This window comes from Bacillus sp. ABR (assembly GCF_056172715.1).
Genome location: NZ_JAOYSL010000002.1, coordinates 752,451 through 769,893, shown reverse-complemented (window position 1 = coordinate 769,893; position 17,443 = coordinate 752,451). Strand labels below are relative to the sequence as shown.

The following is a 17,443-nucleotide window of genomic DNA, read 5'->3' as shown; positions in this document are numbered from 1 at the left end:
AAGCAAGGGAAGAGATCCCTTGCTTCAGCTTATTTACCTAAAAAGTGCTTTTTAAAGAATGAGAGTTGGTATTCAAGTGTGATCGGGTCATTAAAATAGAATTCTTCTGCATTGGCCTCATACACACGATGTTTTTTGACAGCTGGGATGGACTTGTAAATTTTACTATTTTGATAGGAATTGTCCATTTCGCTGTTTTTACTAATGATCATATAATCTCCAGCAAATTCAGGAATGACCTCCTGTGAAACTGCATAGTAGCCGGCTTTTAATGCTTTTTCTTTCACTTTCTCAGGCATTTTCAGTTTCATTTCTTGGTAGAGGATTTCTGTTCCGCGGCCCCATGCATCTCCAAAGACGTATAGCTCTTTTGTGCCACTTTCAAAGACAGAAACTGTTGCATCTTTACCGATTTTTGCTTTGATTTCTTTTCCGGCTTCATCTGCACGTTTTTTGAAATCTTTTACCCAAGCTTTGGCTTCTTTTTCTTTGTTTAACACTTTTCCAATTTCAATGTGCTGCTGAAGGTAATCGACTTTGTTATACGTAAACAAAACGGTTGGTGCGATTTTTTTGAGTTTTTCTACATTTTTAGTATTGCTTAAACCAATGATGACATCAGGCTTTAGCTTCATAATTTTCTCTACATTAGCATCCGATACTTCTTCCACATTTTTTAATTCTTTTTGGAAGCGCGGATTCTTTTTTGACCAAGAGTCAACGCCAACGATGTTCACACCAAGTGACATGACACTACCTGCGTAAGAACCTAGAACAACAACACGTTTTGGATGCGCTGGTAGCTTCACAGGGCCATTTTCAGATTGATATGTAATTTTGTCTGATGATGTTGATTGATTTCCTTTATTTGAGGAAGAGCTGCTGCTATTGCCACATGCGCTCAATGCAAGTACAAAGATGAGCATCAGAGGGAACAATATTTTCTTCATGAATGTAGACTCCTTTGAAATCGGCACATAGCCGTATATTTGGTTGAATTAGTGATAATGATAATTATTATCACTTGGATATCATATCATAGGACTGTGGGCTGTTGTCAATGACATTTTGATAGCTGGTGATAAAAAATAAAGAAGAGATTTTTTATCAAAAAAAAGATCAAGGCAGCGTGTGTCCTGATCTTTTTTCTTATTTAAACCAGCCTTTTTCTTTTGAGCGGGTAATGGCCTCGATGCGGTTCTTCACTTCTAACTTATCTAAAATAATGGAAATGTAGTTCCGGACAGTGCCACTTTTAATGCTGAGTTCTTTTGCAATTTCTTTTGTGTTTTTACCGTCTGCGACGAGTTCAAGGACCGATTTCTCTCGCTCCGTTAAAGGATTTTCATCACTATATAAGTCTTCCATCAATTCAGGGGCATACACCTTTTTCCCTTTCATCACACTGCGAATCGCACTTGCCAGCTCCTCGCTTGGACTGTCTTTCAGCATATAGCCGCTGACGCCAGCTTTTAACGCTCTTTGGAAATAACCAGAGCGGGCAAAGGTCGTCAAAATGATGATTTTCACATCTGATCCTTTGAGCTCTTCCGCTGCATCAAGTCCAGATTTTCCCGGCATTTCAATATCCATTAAGCAAATATCAACAGGGTGTTTTTTGGCAAAATCGATGGCATCTTGACCATTCGTCCCTTTCCCAACCACCGTCATATCGTCTTCTAAATCGAGAAGTGAACCGAGTGCACCAAGCAGCATTTGCTGATCTTCTGCGATAAAGATGTTGATCATTTCATCCCCTCCTTTTCTTTTGCAGCTGAATCATTTGGAATGATCATAATGAGCTTTGTCCCATCCTTTGTCTCAATACGCAGGCGGCCATTTGCAAATTCCAATCTTTCTCTTATTCCTAAAAGGCCGTGACCCTTCGATTGAGTGGGCGGATAGTCGCCTTTAAATGTTCCATCGTCCTCAACGGTGATGATCGCTTCCTTTGATTTTTGGTGAATGGTGATTTTACAAACCGTCGCGTCACTATGTTTGACGACATTCGTCACCGCCTCTTTGATGCACATGCTCACAATGTTTTCGTTCAGAAGTGAGATATGTTTCGGTGCTTCCTTTTCATCATAGACCAATTCAATTCCGGCTGCTTCGAGAATTTGCTCGATGTTCGACATTTCATCTTTAATTCGAATGCCTTTCATAGAGGAAACAATCTTTCGCACCTCATTGAGAGACGTTCTGGCAGTCTGCTGGACGCTTTTGAGTTCGGCACGAGCCTGTTCAGGGTCTTTATACACGAGTTTACGGGCAAGATCACTTTTTAAACCGATCAAAGAAAGCTTTTGTCCAAGGGTGTCATGCAGGTCGCGAGCAATGCGCTGCCTTTCTTCAAGTTTCACAAGATCAGCAATCCGTTCATTGGCATATTCTAATTTCTCCTCAAGCCGTTCACGTTCCTTCCTGCTTCGAATGCTTAGGGGAAGAAGGATGGCACTAATCAGGGTAATGACGACAAAAGGAATTTGTGTGAGAAACCAGCCCTTTTTTAAGATCAAACTAAAGTTCACTGCCACGGCGGCGCTCGCCAGATGGATATAGTACAAGATATAAAAGGGGACTTTTCGTTTGATATGTCCGTTAAAATAGGCGATGCAAAAAGCGAAATAAATATAGCTGTAGAGCATCACATAACCAGTTGAAATACCGATCAATAAAAGACCGAAGACATATAAAGACCAGCCTTTTGCGACAAAGGCAAAACGATACACAGCGAAAAAGACGACGTTCAAAATAATGCCGATCACAATGCCTAAAGTCGAAGGTGTCTTAAAGATAAAATAGAAGGGCAGGATGAAAAAAATGGCCCATATATAAGGGGAAATCCCATGCAATTTTTGAATCTTAAACTGTTTTTTCATCCGTGTGCCACCTTTTTCATTCTTTTTCCTTACTTTATCAAATTCAACATGCGGCTGCATCCTGTAAATGATAACAAGCTCCTTCTAGTGTAAGAAAGAGCTTGAACCAATTATGCATTTTTCTTCAGAATGTCTCCTTTGATAACAGGGACGTTCATCTTCTTAGATTGCCTTGCCTCTTTGAAGGTAACAAATGCTTTCGTTTCTTCATCCCACAATCTAAATTTCATGGATTCAATACTTGTTTTCAATGTAATAGTTGGGACATTTTGCAACGGTTCACTTTGCTCATGAGCATGCTCTAAATGATAATTCGGTACTCTTGGGCTTAAATGATGAACATGATGGTAACCGATATTACCTGTTAACCATTGAAGAAGCTTTGGCAATTTGTAAAAAGAACTGCCTTCTACAGCTGCCTGCACATAGTTCCAATGTTCATCTGCTTCAAAGTAAGAGTCCTCAAACGTATGCTGTACATAAAACAACCATACACCGATAGATCCTGAGATTAGGAAGATCGGACCTTGAACAAGCAGGAATTCCTGCCAGCCAAAAAGAAGACATGTTACGGCTGCTAACGCAATGATGCTCACGTTTGTGAAATACGTGTTCCAACGCTCTTTTTTACGAGCATTTTTGACGTTGAAACGGTTTTTTAAGAGAAAGACAAAGATCGGTCCTAAAATAAACATCACAAACGGGTTACGATAAAATCTGTAGCGAAATTTCGTCCATGCTGATGCTTCTTGATATTCTTTGACTGTTAGGAGCCAAATGTCGCCAGTACCTCGTTTGTCTAAATTACTGCTTGTGGCATGGTGAATTGAATGATCTCGTTGCCATTGAAGATAAGGGAAAAGGGTGAGTACGCCCGTTAAAAAACCGAACAGGTGATTTAGCGGCTTCTGTTTAAAAAAGGATTGGTGGCAGCAGTCGTGAAAAATAATAAAGACACGTACTAAAAACCCAGCTGCAATAACCGCAAAGAAGAGGGTTAAAAGGTAGGAGATATTCAGGCTATAATAGGCAAGAAACCAAAGCCCTAAAAATGGAATGAATGTATTAAAGAGTTGAATGATACTTTTTTTCGAATCAGCACCAGAGAATTGACCCACTTGTTTTCTTAAAGTAGCTTGCTGCTGTGTGTTTGTTGAAGTCGTCATGAACGTTCAAGTCCTTTCCGTTTCTTTCTACTTCAAAGTATAGAAGGAAAGGTGTCATGCTCATAGTAGCACCCATCATGTATTCAATATGACATTTGTCATGTTTGTCATCAAAAAGGCTGATGGGATCAACGTTTGTGCGATTATTACGTCATCAATAAAAAAGTAAAGGCGCTGGGCCTTTACTTTTTATGAACGTGCTTCATGTACTTTTAACTGCTTGCCTTTAATGGTTGTGTGGCGCATGGCATTCAGCACAAGAGGACCTTTGCCGTTTAAAATATCTACATATGTTTTCGTGTCTTGAATCGTAATAATCCCAATGTCATCGAATGCAACGCCTTCTATTTTGGCAATAGTCCCAACGAAATCAACAGCTCGCAGCTTCTTTTTCTTTCCGCCGTTAAAATAAAGCTTCATAATATCCTTCTCAACGCCTGCCTGTTTATTTTCCTTTTGAACAGGCGTTTCAATCTTTTCTTCAAAGCTTTCTACATGCTTTTCTGCTTCTTCCTTCGTTGGATAAGGCTGAGTTTGAAAATCTATGCCGGCATCCTGCTTTAATTCATCAATAAGCGGCTTAGCATTCTTTGTCATAAACGCAATCGTTTTTCCGCTTTTTCCCGCTCTGCCTGTTCTACCAGTTCGGTGAATATAGCGCTCTTTTTCATAAGGAAGATCATAATGAATGACATGTGTCATATCACTGACATCAATTCCCCGGGCTGCTATATCTGTTGCGATCAGATAACGGAATTCACCTTTTTTAAATTCATCCATCACATCAAAGCGGTCTTCCTGTCTCATGCCGCCATGAATTTTGTCACAAGGCACATCCCATTCATCCAGCTTCATCGTGAGTTCATTCACCCGGTCCTGTGTATTACAGAAAATAATGCAGCTATCTGGATTTTCAATGACGATCGTCCGCTGAAGAAGGGAGAATTTCGATTCCTCTTCTGTTTCAATTACGGTATGGGTGATTTGCTGTACAGACGTTTCTTCACGTGCGATCTCAATGATTTTCGGTGATTGTAAAAATTGTTCGCTCAATTTCTTCATATCTTCAGACATTGTCGCTGAAAATAGCATCGACATGCGCTTTGGCGGCAGATACTGAATAATAGAAGAAACCTGATCGATAAATCCCATGTTCAGCATTTCATCCGCTTCATCTAACACGAAAAATTTGAGATTTTCTAAAGAAAGGGTGCCTTTCTCAAGGTGATCCAAAATGCGGCCTGGTGTCCCGCACACAATATGGTTTTTCTGTGAAAGCTCTACTTTCTGCGCTTGAAAAGAGGCTTTTCCAAAAATGGCAGCTGCTTTGATTCGTTTGAATCGACCAAGGCTTGTGAGGTCTTGTTTGACCTGCATGGCGAGTTCTCGTGTCGGAACGAGAATAAGAGCTTGAGGTTTATTTTCAGCCCAATCAACCATTTCACAAATCGGCAGACCATATGCTGCAGTCTTGCCGCTGCCAGTCTGAGATTTGACGATTAAATCCTGCTTTGAAAAAGCAACAGATAATGTCTCGTGCTGAACGGGTGTAGGTGTATGGAAGTGAAGCGCTTCTAGCGCTTGTTTCAATTCATCACTTAATGGATATTGATCAAAATGTTGTAATGTCATCGTGTTCTCCTTTTCGTACATTCATACTTGTGACATCATACCATAACCATGACCGTGAATGAAAAGACATAAAAAAAAGCCCCATAAAGGAGCTTTAAACCCTCAATAATCTGAAAGATTAAAGGAATCTGCGTTTTACTTTTTCCCAGTAAGAGTTGTCTTTTAATTTCACCGTTTTAATCACTTTTCCTGAAAGGCCAATGTCAATTTGTTTGACGTGCTTTGTGCCGAGCGCTTCGTTATCAAGCCCGATAATTGGATGATCGTTTCCATCCTGCACCACCTTCAGCGTCAGCTTACGGTCACTGCTTAAAATGAAAGGAGCGCCTAATGTACGGTACGAGTTGTTATTCAGAGATGCAAGCTCTGTGACTTGCATACATGGAAGCATCGGATCAACCACGGCGCCGCTCACCGATTTATTGTAAGCCGTTGAACCAGTCGGAGTGGAAATAATCATGCCGTCGCCTCTAAAAGTTTCAAAGTGGAAATCATCTATATACACATCGATCACAAATGTTTTAATAATGCTGGAGCGGATCGACAGTTCATTTAAGCAATGGAACTGATTTGTACTGTCAACGCTTACATCGATGATCGGATATTTTCTCACTTCAAGCTGTTCAGTGTTCATGGCATCAATCATTTTATCAAAATGCTCTAACGAGAAATCGCAGTATAGGTGCGTATTCTCTGATTTTGATACCCCTACATACAAGCAGTCATCCCGGAAGTTCGTTTTACGGACTGCTTGAAGAAATGTGCCATCCCCACCAATTGAAGCAATAATATGGGCATCCTCTGCACGCTTGACGACGTGAAAGCCTTGATCGGTAGCGAGCTTCTCGAGAGAAGAAATGTGTCCATCCAATTCATGATCTTTTTTGTAAAAGAAAAATACATTGCGTCGATTGTCTGTCATTGACGTTCTCCCCTTTGCTGTCAAAAATAATTTCCAATGATAAAGGGCTTACATGAAAACCCTTGCTCACATTTTACACTTTTTTCATATGAAAGTAAAAACATTAGAGAGAACATCTAATGATCAGATTTGCATGATGAGAAATGAGTCGATGTGAGTGATTCAAAATGGCTGAATCCTGAGCATAATTGAATAGCCGTTTTCTCATGAAAGAATGGTTTAGGTGTTTCGTTGCGGTGAAGATCTAGCCAATTAGGTGCAGGGAGAGGATAAAAAAGCCAATTTTTCGTCATGCGCTTGTCTACGTAGACGACGTAAAGTTGATCGTTATTTAAGAGAGGTGCTATCATATGCCTACATGAAATGTAAAAAAACCACAATTCCTGTGAAACATTTCATGTGGGCATTCGTATGAATGAAGTGAGACAAAAAGGAGGAGAAAAAGATGAATGCGAAAAGATGGGTAGCGCTAATTATTGCACTTGGTGTTTTCGGATTTTCAATTGTGATTAGTGTCACGATGGCCTTGTTCGATAGCTTCAATGACAATAAAATGAGCTATCAATTCGGGGATGAAATAGAAGAGAAGGTACTAGAGAATGGCAGCGGTGCAGGCAAGATTGCTGTTCTTGAGATTAATGGAACCATTCAAGATAATGGCGGCGCATCGAGCCTACTAGGCGGAGAAGGGTATGATCATCGTGCATTCCTCAAGGAACTAGATAAAGCGAAAGAGGATGCTTCGGTAAAAGGCGTACTGCTGCGCGTTAACTCTCCTGGTGGCGGTGTCTATGAAAGTGCTGAAATACATAAAAAATTAGAAGAAGTGAAAAAAGCGAAGAAGCCGATTTACGTATCTATGGGCTCAATGGCAGCTTCTGGCGGCTACTACGTGTCAACTCCAGCGAAGAAAATCTTTGCTTCACCTGAAACATTAACAGGATCACTTGGTGTTATTATGCAAAGCTTGAATTATTCAAAGCTGGCAGATAATTTGGGCATTAAATATGAAACGATTAAGAGCGGGAAGTTCAAAGACATCATGTCTCCTAACCGTGATATGACAAAAGATGAGCGTAATATCATGCAAAGCATGGTCGATAACTCTTACGAAGGATTTGTCAAAGTGATCTCTGAAGGACGAGGCATGTCAAAAAAGGAAGTCAAGAAAATTGCTGACGGCCGAGTATATGACGGGACACAGGCAAAATCGAACGGATTAGTCGATGAGCTTGGGTATTATGAAGATGCATTAAAAGCGATGAAGAAAAATGAAAAAGGCTTAAAAGGAGCAACAGTGGTCAGCTATTCTCAAAGCTTTGGCTGGAACTCTCTCTTCAACATGAGTGCAAGCAAGCTCTTTAAAAGCGAAATTGATTTTCTGAATTTAAAAGAAACACTGGCTGGCTCAAATGGGTCTAAACCGATGTATCTCTATTCAAAATAAAGGAGGGATCATAGATGGATTCTACATTCGATGAAGTAAGCGAAAGCCGCAGCCAAGAGGAAGAATCGAAGCCGGCCTTTGTGAAGCGCGCTTCAATTGAAGCACAGGCGTTTGCAGGTTTTTGGATTAGATTTTGGGCGTTTATTCTTGATTGGCTCGTCGTCTGGGGTGTCAACCATTTGACGGTTTCTCCAATCTTTAGTCTGTTTGGTTGGTCCAAAGGAGGGGGATGGTTTTCTCCATTTTCCGTCACAACGACGATTGTATTCCTCCTTTATTTCGCCATCATGACGAAAATCTTTCAACAAACACTCGGCAAGATGGTGTTTGGAATTAAAGTGGTCTCACTTCAGCCTGAGAAGAAGCTGGCATGGGATGTTATTTTCTTTAGAGAGATTGTGGGACGTTACATTAATACGATCTTTGTTCTCTATGCTATCGTTGGGTTCTCACCGAAAAAGCAAGGGGTTCATGATTACTTTGCTGATACGGTGGTTGTCCATGAACATTTATATGAAAAAACAGAATCAAACGTATAATCAGAGGAGTTTGGCCGCGTACCGGTCAAACTCTTTTTTTGTTGATTGGGTATAAAATCCAGAATGAGAGCCATAATCGTAGGGGAAGCATCATTTGTTATGGAGGAAGTGAGCACAGTGCTTTACGTTTGGATCGCCGCGTTGTTGTTTCTTGTGATCTTATTGATTTTCATGAAAGTAACCATTTCGCTGGACTATTCGCATACAAACGACAATGACCATATTGCACTGAAGGTCATCACCTTATATGGATTGGTCAGACTCAAAAAAGAGATTCCGATGGTGAGAGTCAATCCAGAAGACCAAACGATTGATATTCGTGAAAAGAAAATGGAGAGCGCCAAAATCCCTGATCACGAAAAAGAATCGATGCATAAAAAAGTAGGAAAACGTGATATGAAGCAAATCCTTCATCAAATGGAACGCATCACAAAAGAGATTGTCGATTTAAACCGGATCATGCGCAAGTTCTTCATTCACATAAGGGTTGTCTCATTTCACTGGTCGACATGGATCGGCTTTCATGACGCCGCTTTAACAGGTGTAGCAGCCGGCGGTGTGTGGTCAGTTAAAGGAGCGCTGCTTGCCTTTATGCAGGAGCATCTCACCTTTAAGCATAAACCAGTATATGAAGTCATTCCGGCCTTTCAGCACAACGTATCACAGACTCAGTTTACATGTATAGCTTATTTTCGTATTGGACATGCTATGCTTGCAGCCATTCGTTTACTTGTCCATTGGTTAAAAGGGAGAAAGGCGAGAAAAAGTGCCTCTCTTCAAGCAACGAAGAATGAATCATCTGTTTAAGGAGGAACCCGAAAATGGCAGATCATCCAATCCAAGGTCTCATGAAGACAGCGATGGAAAACTTAAAAGAAATGATAGATGTGAATACAATCATCGGCGATCCAGTCGAAACCCCTGACGGCAGTGTCATTCTCACTGTGTCAAAGGTTGGTTTTGGATTTGCAGCCGGCGGCAGTGAATTTAACGGGAACCAAAAGAAGGAAAAGCGTTCTGATGATCAAGAACGAAAAGAACCGAGACTCCCATTTGGCGGCGGAAGCGGCGGCGGGGTATCGATTACACCAATCGCCTTCTTAATTGTCGGAACAAACGGAGTTCGAATGCTTCATTTGGATGAACACACACATCTGCTCGATAAAATATTGGATTCTGCTCCTCAAGCAATTGAACGTCTTCAGCACATGTTTAAGAAGGATGAGCGGGAGCACCGTCATAAAGAACGAAAACTAGATGACATAGACCTTTAAAAAGTTAGCTGCGCTGCAGTTAACTTTTTTTTCAAAATGGACGATTAGGCTTTGCAGTTTTTTGCTTTCTCTACTATGATAGAACCATACATTTGAAAAGGGAGGAATTGTTTTGGCATCGATCACATTTAAAGGAAGTCCTGTCACGCTTGTAGGAAATGAAGTAAAAGTAGGCGAGCAGGCTCCTGATTTTACGGTTTTAACGAACTCACTTGGAGAAGTTTCACTTTCTGATTTAGCAGGAAAAGTGACGATCATCTCAGTGATTCCTTCTATTGATACAGGTGTGTGTGACGCACAAACAAGACGTTTCAATGAAGAGGCAGCGGGTTTAGGTCCTGTCAATATTTATACGATTAGTGCAGACCTTCCATTTGCACAAGCACGCTGGTGCGGAGCAAACGGAATTGAAAATGTCGAAACATTATCTGATCACAGAGATATGTCATTTGGTGAAGCATTCGGAGTGTATATGAAAGAATTGCGTTTATTGGCGCGCGCAGTCTTCGTATTAGACCCTAACGGAAAAGTGGTTTACACTGAATACGTAAGTGAAGCAACGAATCACCCAAATTATGAAAAAGCCATTGAAGCTGCAAAATCACTGTTATAAAAGCAGCATCAACAAGAGCTCCGGCTTCAACCTGGGGCTCTTTTCAATGAGAACATATAGCTTTTAACAAAGCGAGGAGAGAAAAGCATTGCAGAAAGATCAAGTAAGTACTATTTTTGAACTGCTCGATACAGCTTCTATTCGATTGAAAAAGGAACAGAGCATTTCCTATATTGAGGCATTGGCAGAAGCAGGAGAAGCCTTTTTCCAAGCAAATGATCGAAACGGTTTATTAAAGGATTTAATAGAGAAAGCAGATTTTGCTTCTTATGATCATGAGCAGATTCGTAAAGCGTTTCAGCTCGCCGTATTGAAAGGTCAAAAGGATATTTCTCATCCAAATCGCCAGATGACGCCAGATACGATTGGACTGTTTGTCAGCTATTTGGTGAATAAATTTTTAGAAGGTCAAAAAGAGCTTGTTGTCTTTGATCCAGCAGCGGGAACAGGAAACTTACTGCTTGCGGTCTTAAACAATCTTACGGCAGAAACTAAGCGCGGCTTTGCGTCTGAAATTGATGATGTGCTCATTAAAATTGCTTGGGCCCAGGCGAATTTAGAGGAGAAAGAAGTCGAGCTTTTCCACCAGGATAGTCTTGAACCGCTTCTGATCTCACCGGCAGATGTCACTGTATGCAGCCTGCCAGTCGGCTATTATCCAAATGATGAGCGTGCAGCAGACTTTACATTAAAGGCAAAAGAAGGACATGCCTTTGCCCATTATCTATTCATTGAACAAAGCCTCCGCTATACAAAAGAAGGCGGCTTCTTATTCTTCATCATTCCAAACGACTTGTTTGAAGGAAAAGAGAGCGTACAATTAAAGGATTTCATTAAAGACCATGCGTATATGAATGCGTTAATTCAGCTGCCAGTGTCCATGTTTAAGGATAAAAAACACGCCAAAAGCTTATTTGTGATGCAAAAGAAAAAAGAAGGGCTGGAAGCACCAAAACGAATGCTGTTTGCCAATCTTCCATCTTTCTCACAAAAGGAAGCAATGGTCGGTGTGATGCGAAAACTAGACCAGTGGTTTATAGAAGAAAAAGAAACGAAAGAATAGCCAGAGTTATTTCTGGCTATTTTACTATTCAGAAAATAATGACTTATTGATGTAAGCGATAACAGTTTGAAGGTGCACTTGAAATGCAAAGTTTTCAATGTTTAAATGAAAAAGTCAGATATTTTTCGGACTTATCGTTAAACTATAAAAGACCCGTCAAACAGGTTGAATATAGCACCGGAAAAAACGTGAAACCTTATATAACAACTGAGTAAAAGGAGCGACAGTAATGTCCAAAATTATTGCAATCAACGCAGGAAGCTCATCTCTTAAATTCCAATTGTTCGACATGCCAGAAGAAACCGTTTTAACAAAAGGGCTTGTTGAAAGAATCGGAATGGACAACAGTATCTTCACGATTTCTGTAGATGGAGAAAAGAAAACAGAAGTGACAGATATTCCAGATCACGCAGTAGCGGTCAAAATGCTGCTTGAAAAACTAACTGAATTTCACATCATCAAAGACTTTAATGAAATTGATGGCGTAGGACACCGTGTTGTTCACGGCGGAGAGAAATTCAGCGATTCTGTACTTTTAACTGATGAAGTGATTAACGACATTGATCAGCTTTCAGAGCTTGCACCACTTCACAACCCTGCAAACGTTGTAGGAATCAAAGCATTCAAACAAATTCTGCCTGACGTACCAGCGATTGCTGTGTTCGATACAGCGTTCCACCAAACTATGCCAGAGCAGTCTTACCTATACAGCCTTCCGTACGACTACTACAAAAACTTTGGTATTCGTAAATACGGATTCCACGGGACAAGCCACAAGTTCGTTACAGAGCGTGCAGCAGAGCTATTAGGCCGTCCACTAGAAGAGCTTCGTTTGATTTCTTGCCACCTTGGAAATGGTGCGAGTATCGCAGCAGTTGAAGGCGGAAAATCAATCGATACATCTATGGGCTTTACACCACTTGCTGGTGTTGCAATGGGGACACGTTCAGGTAACATTGACCCTGCTCTTATTCCATTCATTATGGAAAAAACAGGACATACTGCTGAAGAAGTGCTTTCTACTTTAAATAAGAAGAGTGGTCTTTTAGGTGTGTCTGGTCTGTCAAGTGACCTTCGTGATATTGAAGAAGCAACAGAAGAAGGAAACGACCGTGCAGAAGTTGCTCTTGATATTTTTGCGAGCCGTATTCATAAATACATCGGTTCTTATGCAGCAAGAATGAACGGTGTAGATGCGATCATCTTCACAGCTGGAATCGGTGAAAACAGTTCAGAAGTAAGAGCACGTGTACTTCGTGGTCTAGAATTCATGGGCGTTTACTGGGATCCTTCCCTAAACAACATGAGAGGCGAAGAAGCATTCATCAGCTACCCGCACTCTCCTGTAAAAGTGATCGTCATCCCAACAAACGAAGAAGTAATGATTGCAAGAGACGTTATGCGTTTAGCGTAATCATCTTTGAAAAGCTCTTTTCCAATAAGGAAAAGAGCTTTTTTCTGTTAAAAGCTGCATGCTATAATGTTGTCCAAAATGAAGTAAAAGGGAGCGTTGCGGAAAATGAGCGTGACAGAACATAAACGAGAGGCGAAAGAAAGGCTTTATGTGAAGGTCATTACGGTCAGTGATACAAGAACGAAGGAAACAGATAAAAGCGGGCGCCTGATGATTGATTTGCTCAAAGAACAGGGACATCTTGTTCTTGCATACGATATTGTAAAAGATGATATTGGATCGATTCAAGACGCTGTGCTGGAAGGAACAAGCGAACCGAAAATAGATGCCGTCTTGTTAAATGGCGGAACAGGAATTGCTGCAAGGGATGTGACCATTGAAGCGATTACCCCTCTTTTTTCCAAGGAGCTGCCTGGCTTTGGTGAAATCTTCCGCATGCTCAGCTATACAGAAGACATAGGTTCAGCTGCTATCTTGTCCCGGGCAGCGGCAGGGGTCGTCAATCAAAAGGCTGTCTTTGCCACGCCGGGATCTACCGGAGCCGTTCGTTTAGCCATGACAAAACTCGTGATTCCAGAGCTTCCTCACGTCTTACGAGAGCTTGAAAAAGATCAAAAATAGCCCAAAATGACTCTGCCAAGAAAATTTGGCAGAGTTTTTTTCATAAAGGGGTTGAAAAAACAATTTTTCCTTGTTACAGTGTATACATACTAAATGCATGTTTATAAATTAAAACTTATTTTTATGCAAAAAACATTCACAGAATCAAAACAAGCGAGAGGAGCTTTTCAATCATGTCACAAAATAAAAAAGTTGTATTAGCATATTCCGGAGGTCTTGATACCTCTGTTGCAGTTAAATGGTTACAAGAGCAAGGATACGAAGTTGTTGCTTGCTGCCTTGACGTAGGTGAAGGAAAAGACTTGGCATTCGTTCAACAAAAAGCGCTTCAAGTCGGAGCGGTTCAATCATACATGATTGACGCAAAAGAAGAATTTGCTGAAGAGTTTGCACTCACTGCATTACAAGCACACACAATGTATGAAGGAAAATACCCACTAGTATCTGCACTATCCCGTCCGCTTATTGCAAAAAAATTAGTGGAAGTAGCAGAAAAAGAAAATGCAGTAGCTGTTGCTCATGGATGTACTGGAAAAGGGAACGACCAAGTTCGTTTTGAAGTATCCATTAAAGCATTGAATCCAGATCTAGAAGTTCTTGCGCCAGTGCGTGAATGGAAATGGTCTCGTGATGAGGAAATCGATTATGCACAAAAACATGGTATTCCAATTCCGATTAACTTAGACAGCCCATATTCAATCGACCAAAACCTTTGGGGCAGAAGTAACGAATGTGGCATTTTAGAAGATCCTTGGGCTGCGCCGCCAGAAGGTGCATATGATCTGACAAATCCACTTGAAAAAACACCTGACACACCAGAAATCATTGAAATCACGTTTGAAAAAGGAAAACCGACAGCGATTGACGGTATCCAGTATTCATTATCTGATCTTATCCTTCATTTAAATGAAGTCGCTGGTCAGCATGGTGTTGGCAGAATCGATCACGTTGAAAACCGTCTTGTTGGGATCAAATCTCGTGAAGTGTACGAGTGCCCAGGTGCAGTCACACTTCTTAAAGCACATAAAGAGCTTGAAGACTTAACGCTTGTTAAAGAAGTCGCACACTTTAAACCAATCGTGGAACAAAAAATGGCTGAATTAATATACAACGGCTTATGGTTCTCACCGCTTAAAGAAGCACTAGATGCATTCTTACAAGAAACACAGCAAAACGTAACAGGTGTTGTACGTGTGAAACTATTTAAAGGCCATGCCATTGTAGAAGGACGTAAATCACCATATTCACTTTATGATGAAAATCTCGCAACTTATACAAAAGCAGATGAATTTGATCATGATGCAGCTGTAGGATTTATTAACCTTTGGGGCTTACCGACAAAAGTAAACAGCATCGTGAATAAAAAGGAGCAGGTTAAAGCATGAAAAAGCTTTGGGGAGGCCGATTTCAAAAAACACCAGAAAAATGGGTCGATGAGTTTGGCGCGTCCATTCATTTCGACAAACAATTAGTGAAAGAAGATCTGACCGGCTCCCTTGCTCATGCAAGTATGCTGAATAAATGCGGTATCCTCGGTGATGAGGAGGCCGCTGCCATCAAAGACGGACTAAATACGCTCATGAAAAAGGCAGAGGAGGATGAACTGGAATTCTCAGTAGATTATGAGGACATTCATTTAAACCTTGAAAAAATGCTCATTGATGAGATTGGTCCGCTTGGCGGCAAATTGCACACAGCGAGAAGCCGGAATGATCAGGTCGCAACCGATATGCACCTATATTTGAATAACCAAGTCGAGCATATCATTGAACTGATCTCTTCCTTTCAAACGGTGCTTGTAGAGAAGGCAGAACAGCACGTTGAAACGATTTTCCCAGGATATACGCACCTGCAGCGTGCACAGCCTATTTCGTTTGCCCATCATATGCTCGCCTATTTTTGGATGCTTGAGCGTGACAAAGCGCGCTTTCAAGATTCATTGAAGCGAATTAACGTATCTCCGCTTGGATGCGGAGCGTTAGCAGGAACGACATTCCCGATTGATCGTGAATATACTGCAGAGCAGCTTGGCTTTGATCACATTTACGAAAACAGCCTTGATGGTGTGAGTGATCGGGACTTCATTTTAGAGTTTTTGTCTAATAGCAGTCTTGTGATGATGCACCTCTCACGTTTTTGTGAGGAAATCATTTTATGGTGCTCGCAAGAATTCAAATTCATTGAACTCGATGATACGTATGCAACAGGCAGCAGCATGATGCCGCAGAAGAAAAACCCCGATATGGCTGAATTAATCCGCGGAAAAACAGGCCGTGTGTATGGCAACCTGATGGGGCTTCTCACGATTATGAAAGGCTTGCCACTTACGTATAACAAAGATCTGCAAGAAGATAAAGAAGGCATGTTTGATACAGTGAAAACCATCGCTGGCAGCCTGCAAATCTTCACAGGTATGATTCAAACGATGACAGTCAACGAAGATGTCATGAAAAAGGCAACAAAAGAAGATTTCTCAAATGCGACAGAAGTGGCAGACTACCTTGCGAAAAAAGGCATGCCATTCCGTGAAGCACACGAAATCGTTGGCAAGCTTGTGTATACATGTATTCAAAAAGGCATCTACTTAAGTGATCTTCCTTTTGAAACTTTTACAGAAGCAAGCGAGCTTTTTGAACAAGACATTTACACTGTTCTTGATCCGTATGTGGCGGTTGAAAAAAGAACAAGTGCAGGCGGAACTGGATTCAAACAAATCCAGCTCGCTTTAGAAAAAGCAAAAGCCTGTCTGGCATAACTGATCAAAACCATTCGTTTATACGGATGGTTTTTTTGTCATGGAAAAAAGGAGATTGATGACCATTGGAGAAAATGAAAGCATACCAGCGTCAAGCAGAAGAGGGAGTGACAGCAGATCATGAAGAAAACGCTTGAGGCTTTGTTTCATCAACCGATCGTATCAGTGAAAACGTTAGGAGAACAATATGACGGACGGGCCAATGATGTGTGGCTGATCTCCTTACAAGATAAAACGGAATATGTGATCAAATCTCCTAAAACTGCAAGAGAAGAAAGTGAATTTGTGACTGGGATCAATATGATCTATGGAGTAGATGCTCATACTATACAAAAGTATATCGATCAAATTAATCAAAAACTGTCTCATACGAATTCGTTTCAGATTCCAGAAGTTGTTCGTAAAGTGAAGAAGGCAGGAAGACATTTTTATGTAATGGAGAAAGTAGAAGGAACACCTTTCACATCTTTCGATGGACGTTCATCAAACTTTTATAAGGATTATGGGAGGAAACTAGCACATCTTCATTCATATCGAACTGACTTTTTTGGGGCAGTATACGGAGCTGAAAAGAAACATTTGAGAGAATTTCATGCGGTGTTAAAAAAGGCTGTACCCAAACTCATAGAGCGTTATTACGCAGATCAGCCTGAATTTCATTGTTATACAGAAATTGTGTTGCAAAAGATTGGAAAGCTGAAGCCTCCTGATTCAGCCAGTCTTATTTTAATTGATTTAGATCCGTCTCAATATATTGAAAAAGATGATCAAGTAACGAGTTTAGTTGATACAGAATATGTCGTATATGGACCAGCTGCGTTTGATTTTATTGCATTGGAATACCTTTTGACGAAAGAAGCTGCCCGCGATGTCCAATTGGGGTATGAAGAGATTTGTCCGCTTCCTCGCGAGCTTCAAGAGGTGAGAGAATGCTATCGTTTTGTTTCGCTGCTTCTCGATATCCATGGCTCATGGGATCTGAAAAAGTGGATGAATCACCCTATACTGTTTTACTCCTATTGATAAAGGGTTCATAAGTGCGCCAGCTGCCGGTTTATAGTAAAGTAAAAGATAAGATAAGAAACACGTGAACTTGCAACCTTTGCTTTAGGAGG

17 protein-coding genes are annotated in these 17,443 nt (G+C 40.9%); 11 read left to right on the top strand and 6 right to left on the bottom strand.

The genetic code is table 11. The annotated features are described in order from the left end of the window. Window positions 1–29 precede the first annotated feature (29 nt). The 6 genes from OIT90_RS09385 to OIT90_RS09360 all read right to left on the bottom strand — a co-directional run bounded on the left by OIT90_RS09385 (window position 30) and on the right by OIT90_RS09360 (window position 6,602). Window positions 30–950 carry an iron-hydroxamate ABC transporter substrate-binding protein gene (locus OIT90_RS09385; RefSeq protein WP_039180614.1) on the bottom strand — a complete coding sequence of 307 codons (921 nt, stop codon included), beginning with the start codon at window positions 948–950 and terminating at the stop codon, window positions 30–32. Between the two features lie 199 nt (window positions 951–1,149). Then, window positions 1,150–1,749, bottom strand: a complete 600-nt coding sequence (locus OIT90_RS09380; protein WP_144491320.1) for a response regulator transcription factor — start codon at window positions 1,747–1,749, stop codon at window positions 1,150–1,152. Continuing rightward, entirely contained in the window at window positions 1,746–2,882 is a 1,137-nt protein-coding gene (locus OIT90_RS09375; protein ID WP_144464232.1) for a sensor histidine kinase, read from the bottom strand. The genes OIT90_RS09380 and OIT90_RS09375 overlap by 4 nt, the downstream gene beginning before the upstream one ends. A gap of 110 nt (window positions 2,883–2,992) precedes the next feature. Then, window positions 2,993–4,048: a Delta(5) desaturase DesA gene (desA, locus tag OIT90_RS09370; protein ID WP_039180608.1), complete on the bottom strand. Its 1,056-nt coding sequence runs from the start codon at window positions 4,046–4,048 to the stop codon at window positions 2,993–2,995. Window positions 4,049–4,237: 189 nt separating this feature from the next. Further along, entirely contained in the window at window positions 4,238–5,680 is a 1,443-nt protein-coding gene (locus OIT90_RS09365) for a DEAD/DEAH box helicase (RefSeq protein WP_330545393.1), read from the bottom strand. A gap of 118 nt (window positions 5,681–5,798) precedes the next feature. Beyond that, window positions 5,799–6,602 (bottom strand): NAD kinase, encoded by an 804-nt coding sequence (locus OIT90_RS09360; RefSeq protein ID WP_024424814.1) that lies wholly within the window; start codon window positions 6,600–6,602, stop codon window positions 5,799–5,801. 445 nt (window positions 6,603–7,047) lie between these two features. Here OIT90_RS09360 and sppA point away from each other — a divergent pair, with 445 nt between their 5' ends. From sppA to OIT90_RS09305, 11 genes are all read left to right on the top strand, one after another. Further along, window positions 7,048–8,049 carry a signal peptide peptidase SppA gene (gene sppA, locus OIT90_RS09355; RefSeq protein WP_059374781.1) on the top strand — a complete coding sequence of 334 codons (1,002 nt, stop codon included), beginning with the start codon at window positions 7,048–7,050 and terminating at the stop codon, window positions 8,047–8,049. A 14-nt stretch (window positions 8,050–8,063) separates the two neighbouring features. Next, entirely contained in the window at window positions 8,064–8,588 is a 525-nt protein-coding gene (locus OIT90_RS09350; protein WP_041086612.1) for an RDD family protein, read from the top strand. A gap of 99 nt (window positions 8,589–8,687) precedes the next feature. Continuing rightward, window positions 8,688–9,395, top strand: coding sequence for a DUF2953 domain-containing protein (locus OIT90_RS09345; protein WP_474892468.1), 708 nt, complete (start codon window positions 8,688–8,690; stop codon window positions 9,393–9,395). Window positions 9,396–9,409: 14 nt separating this feature from the next. Then, on the top strand, window positions 9,410–9,862 hold the full coding sequence (ytfJ, locus tag OIT90_RS09340) for a GerW family sporulation protein (protein ID WP_024424811.1): 453 nt from the start codon (window positions 9,410–9,412) through the stop codon (window positions 9,860–9,862). Window positions 9,863–9,974: 112 nt separating this feature from the next. Next, window positions 9,975–10,475, top strand: coding sequence for a thiol peroxidase (gene tpx, locus OIT90_RS09335; RefSeq protein ID WP_024424810.1), 501 nt, complete (start codon window positions 9,975–9,977; stop codon window positions 10,473–10,475). A gap of 88 nt (window positions 10,476–10,563) precedes the next feature. Beyond that, complete coding sequence (locus OIT90_RS09330; protein ID WP_107163235.1) at window positions 10,564–11,538, top strand: class I SAM-dependent methyltransferase; 975 nt, start codon at window positions 10,564–10,566, stop codon at window positions 11,536–11,538. Between the two features lie 229 nt (window positions 11,539–11,767). Continuing rightward, on the top strand, window positions 11,768–12,952 hold the full coding sequence (locus OIT90_RS09325; protein WP_039180594.1) for an acetate kinase: 1,185 nt from the start codon (window positions 11,768–11,770) through the stop codon (window positions 12,950–12,952). A gap of 105 nt (window positions 12,953–13,057) precedes the next feature. Beyond that, complete coding sequence (locus OIT90_RS09320) at window positions 13,058–13,573, top strand: MogA/MoaB family molybdenum cofactor biosynthesis protein (RefSeq protein WP_039180591.1); 516 nt, start codon at window positions 13,058–13,060, stop codon at window positions 13,571–13,573. Between the two features lie 173 nt (window positions 13,574–13,746). Next, on the top strand, window positions 13,747–14,958 hold the full coding sequence (locus tag OIT90_RS09315; RefSeq protein WP_024424806.1) for an argininosuccinate synthase: 1,212 nt from the start codon (window positions 13,747–13,749) through the stop codon (window positions 14,956–14,958). After that, window positions 14,955–16,328, top strand: a complete 1,374-nt coding sequence (gene argH, locus OIT90_RS09310; RefSeq protein ID WP_151284575.1) for an argininosuccinate lyase — start codon at window positions 14,955–14,957, stop codon at window positions 16,326–16,328. Before OIT90_RS09315 ends, argH begins: the two co-directional genes overlap by 4 nt. 120 nt (window positions 16,329–16,448) lie before the next feature. Beyond that, the gene (locus tag OIT90_RS09305) at window positions 16,449–17,351 is read left to right on the top strand and encodes an aminoglycoside phosphotransferase family protein (protein WP_039180588.1); all 903 of its coding nucleotides are present in this window, start codon (window positions 16,449–16,451) and stop codon (window positions 17,349–17,351) included. Window positions 17,352–17,443 lie beyond the last annotated feature (92 nt).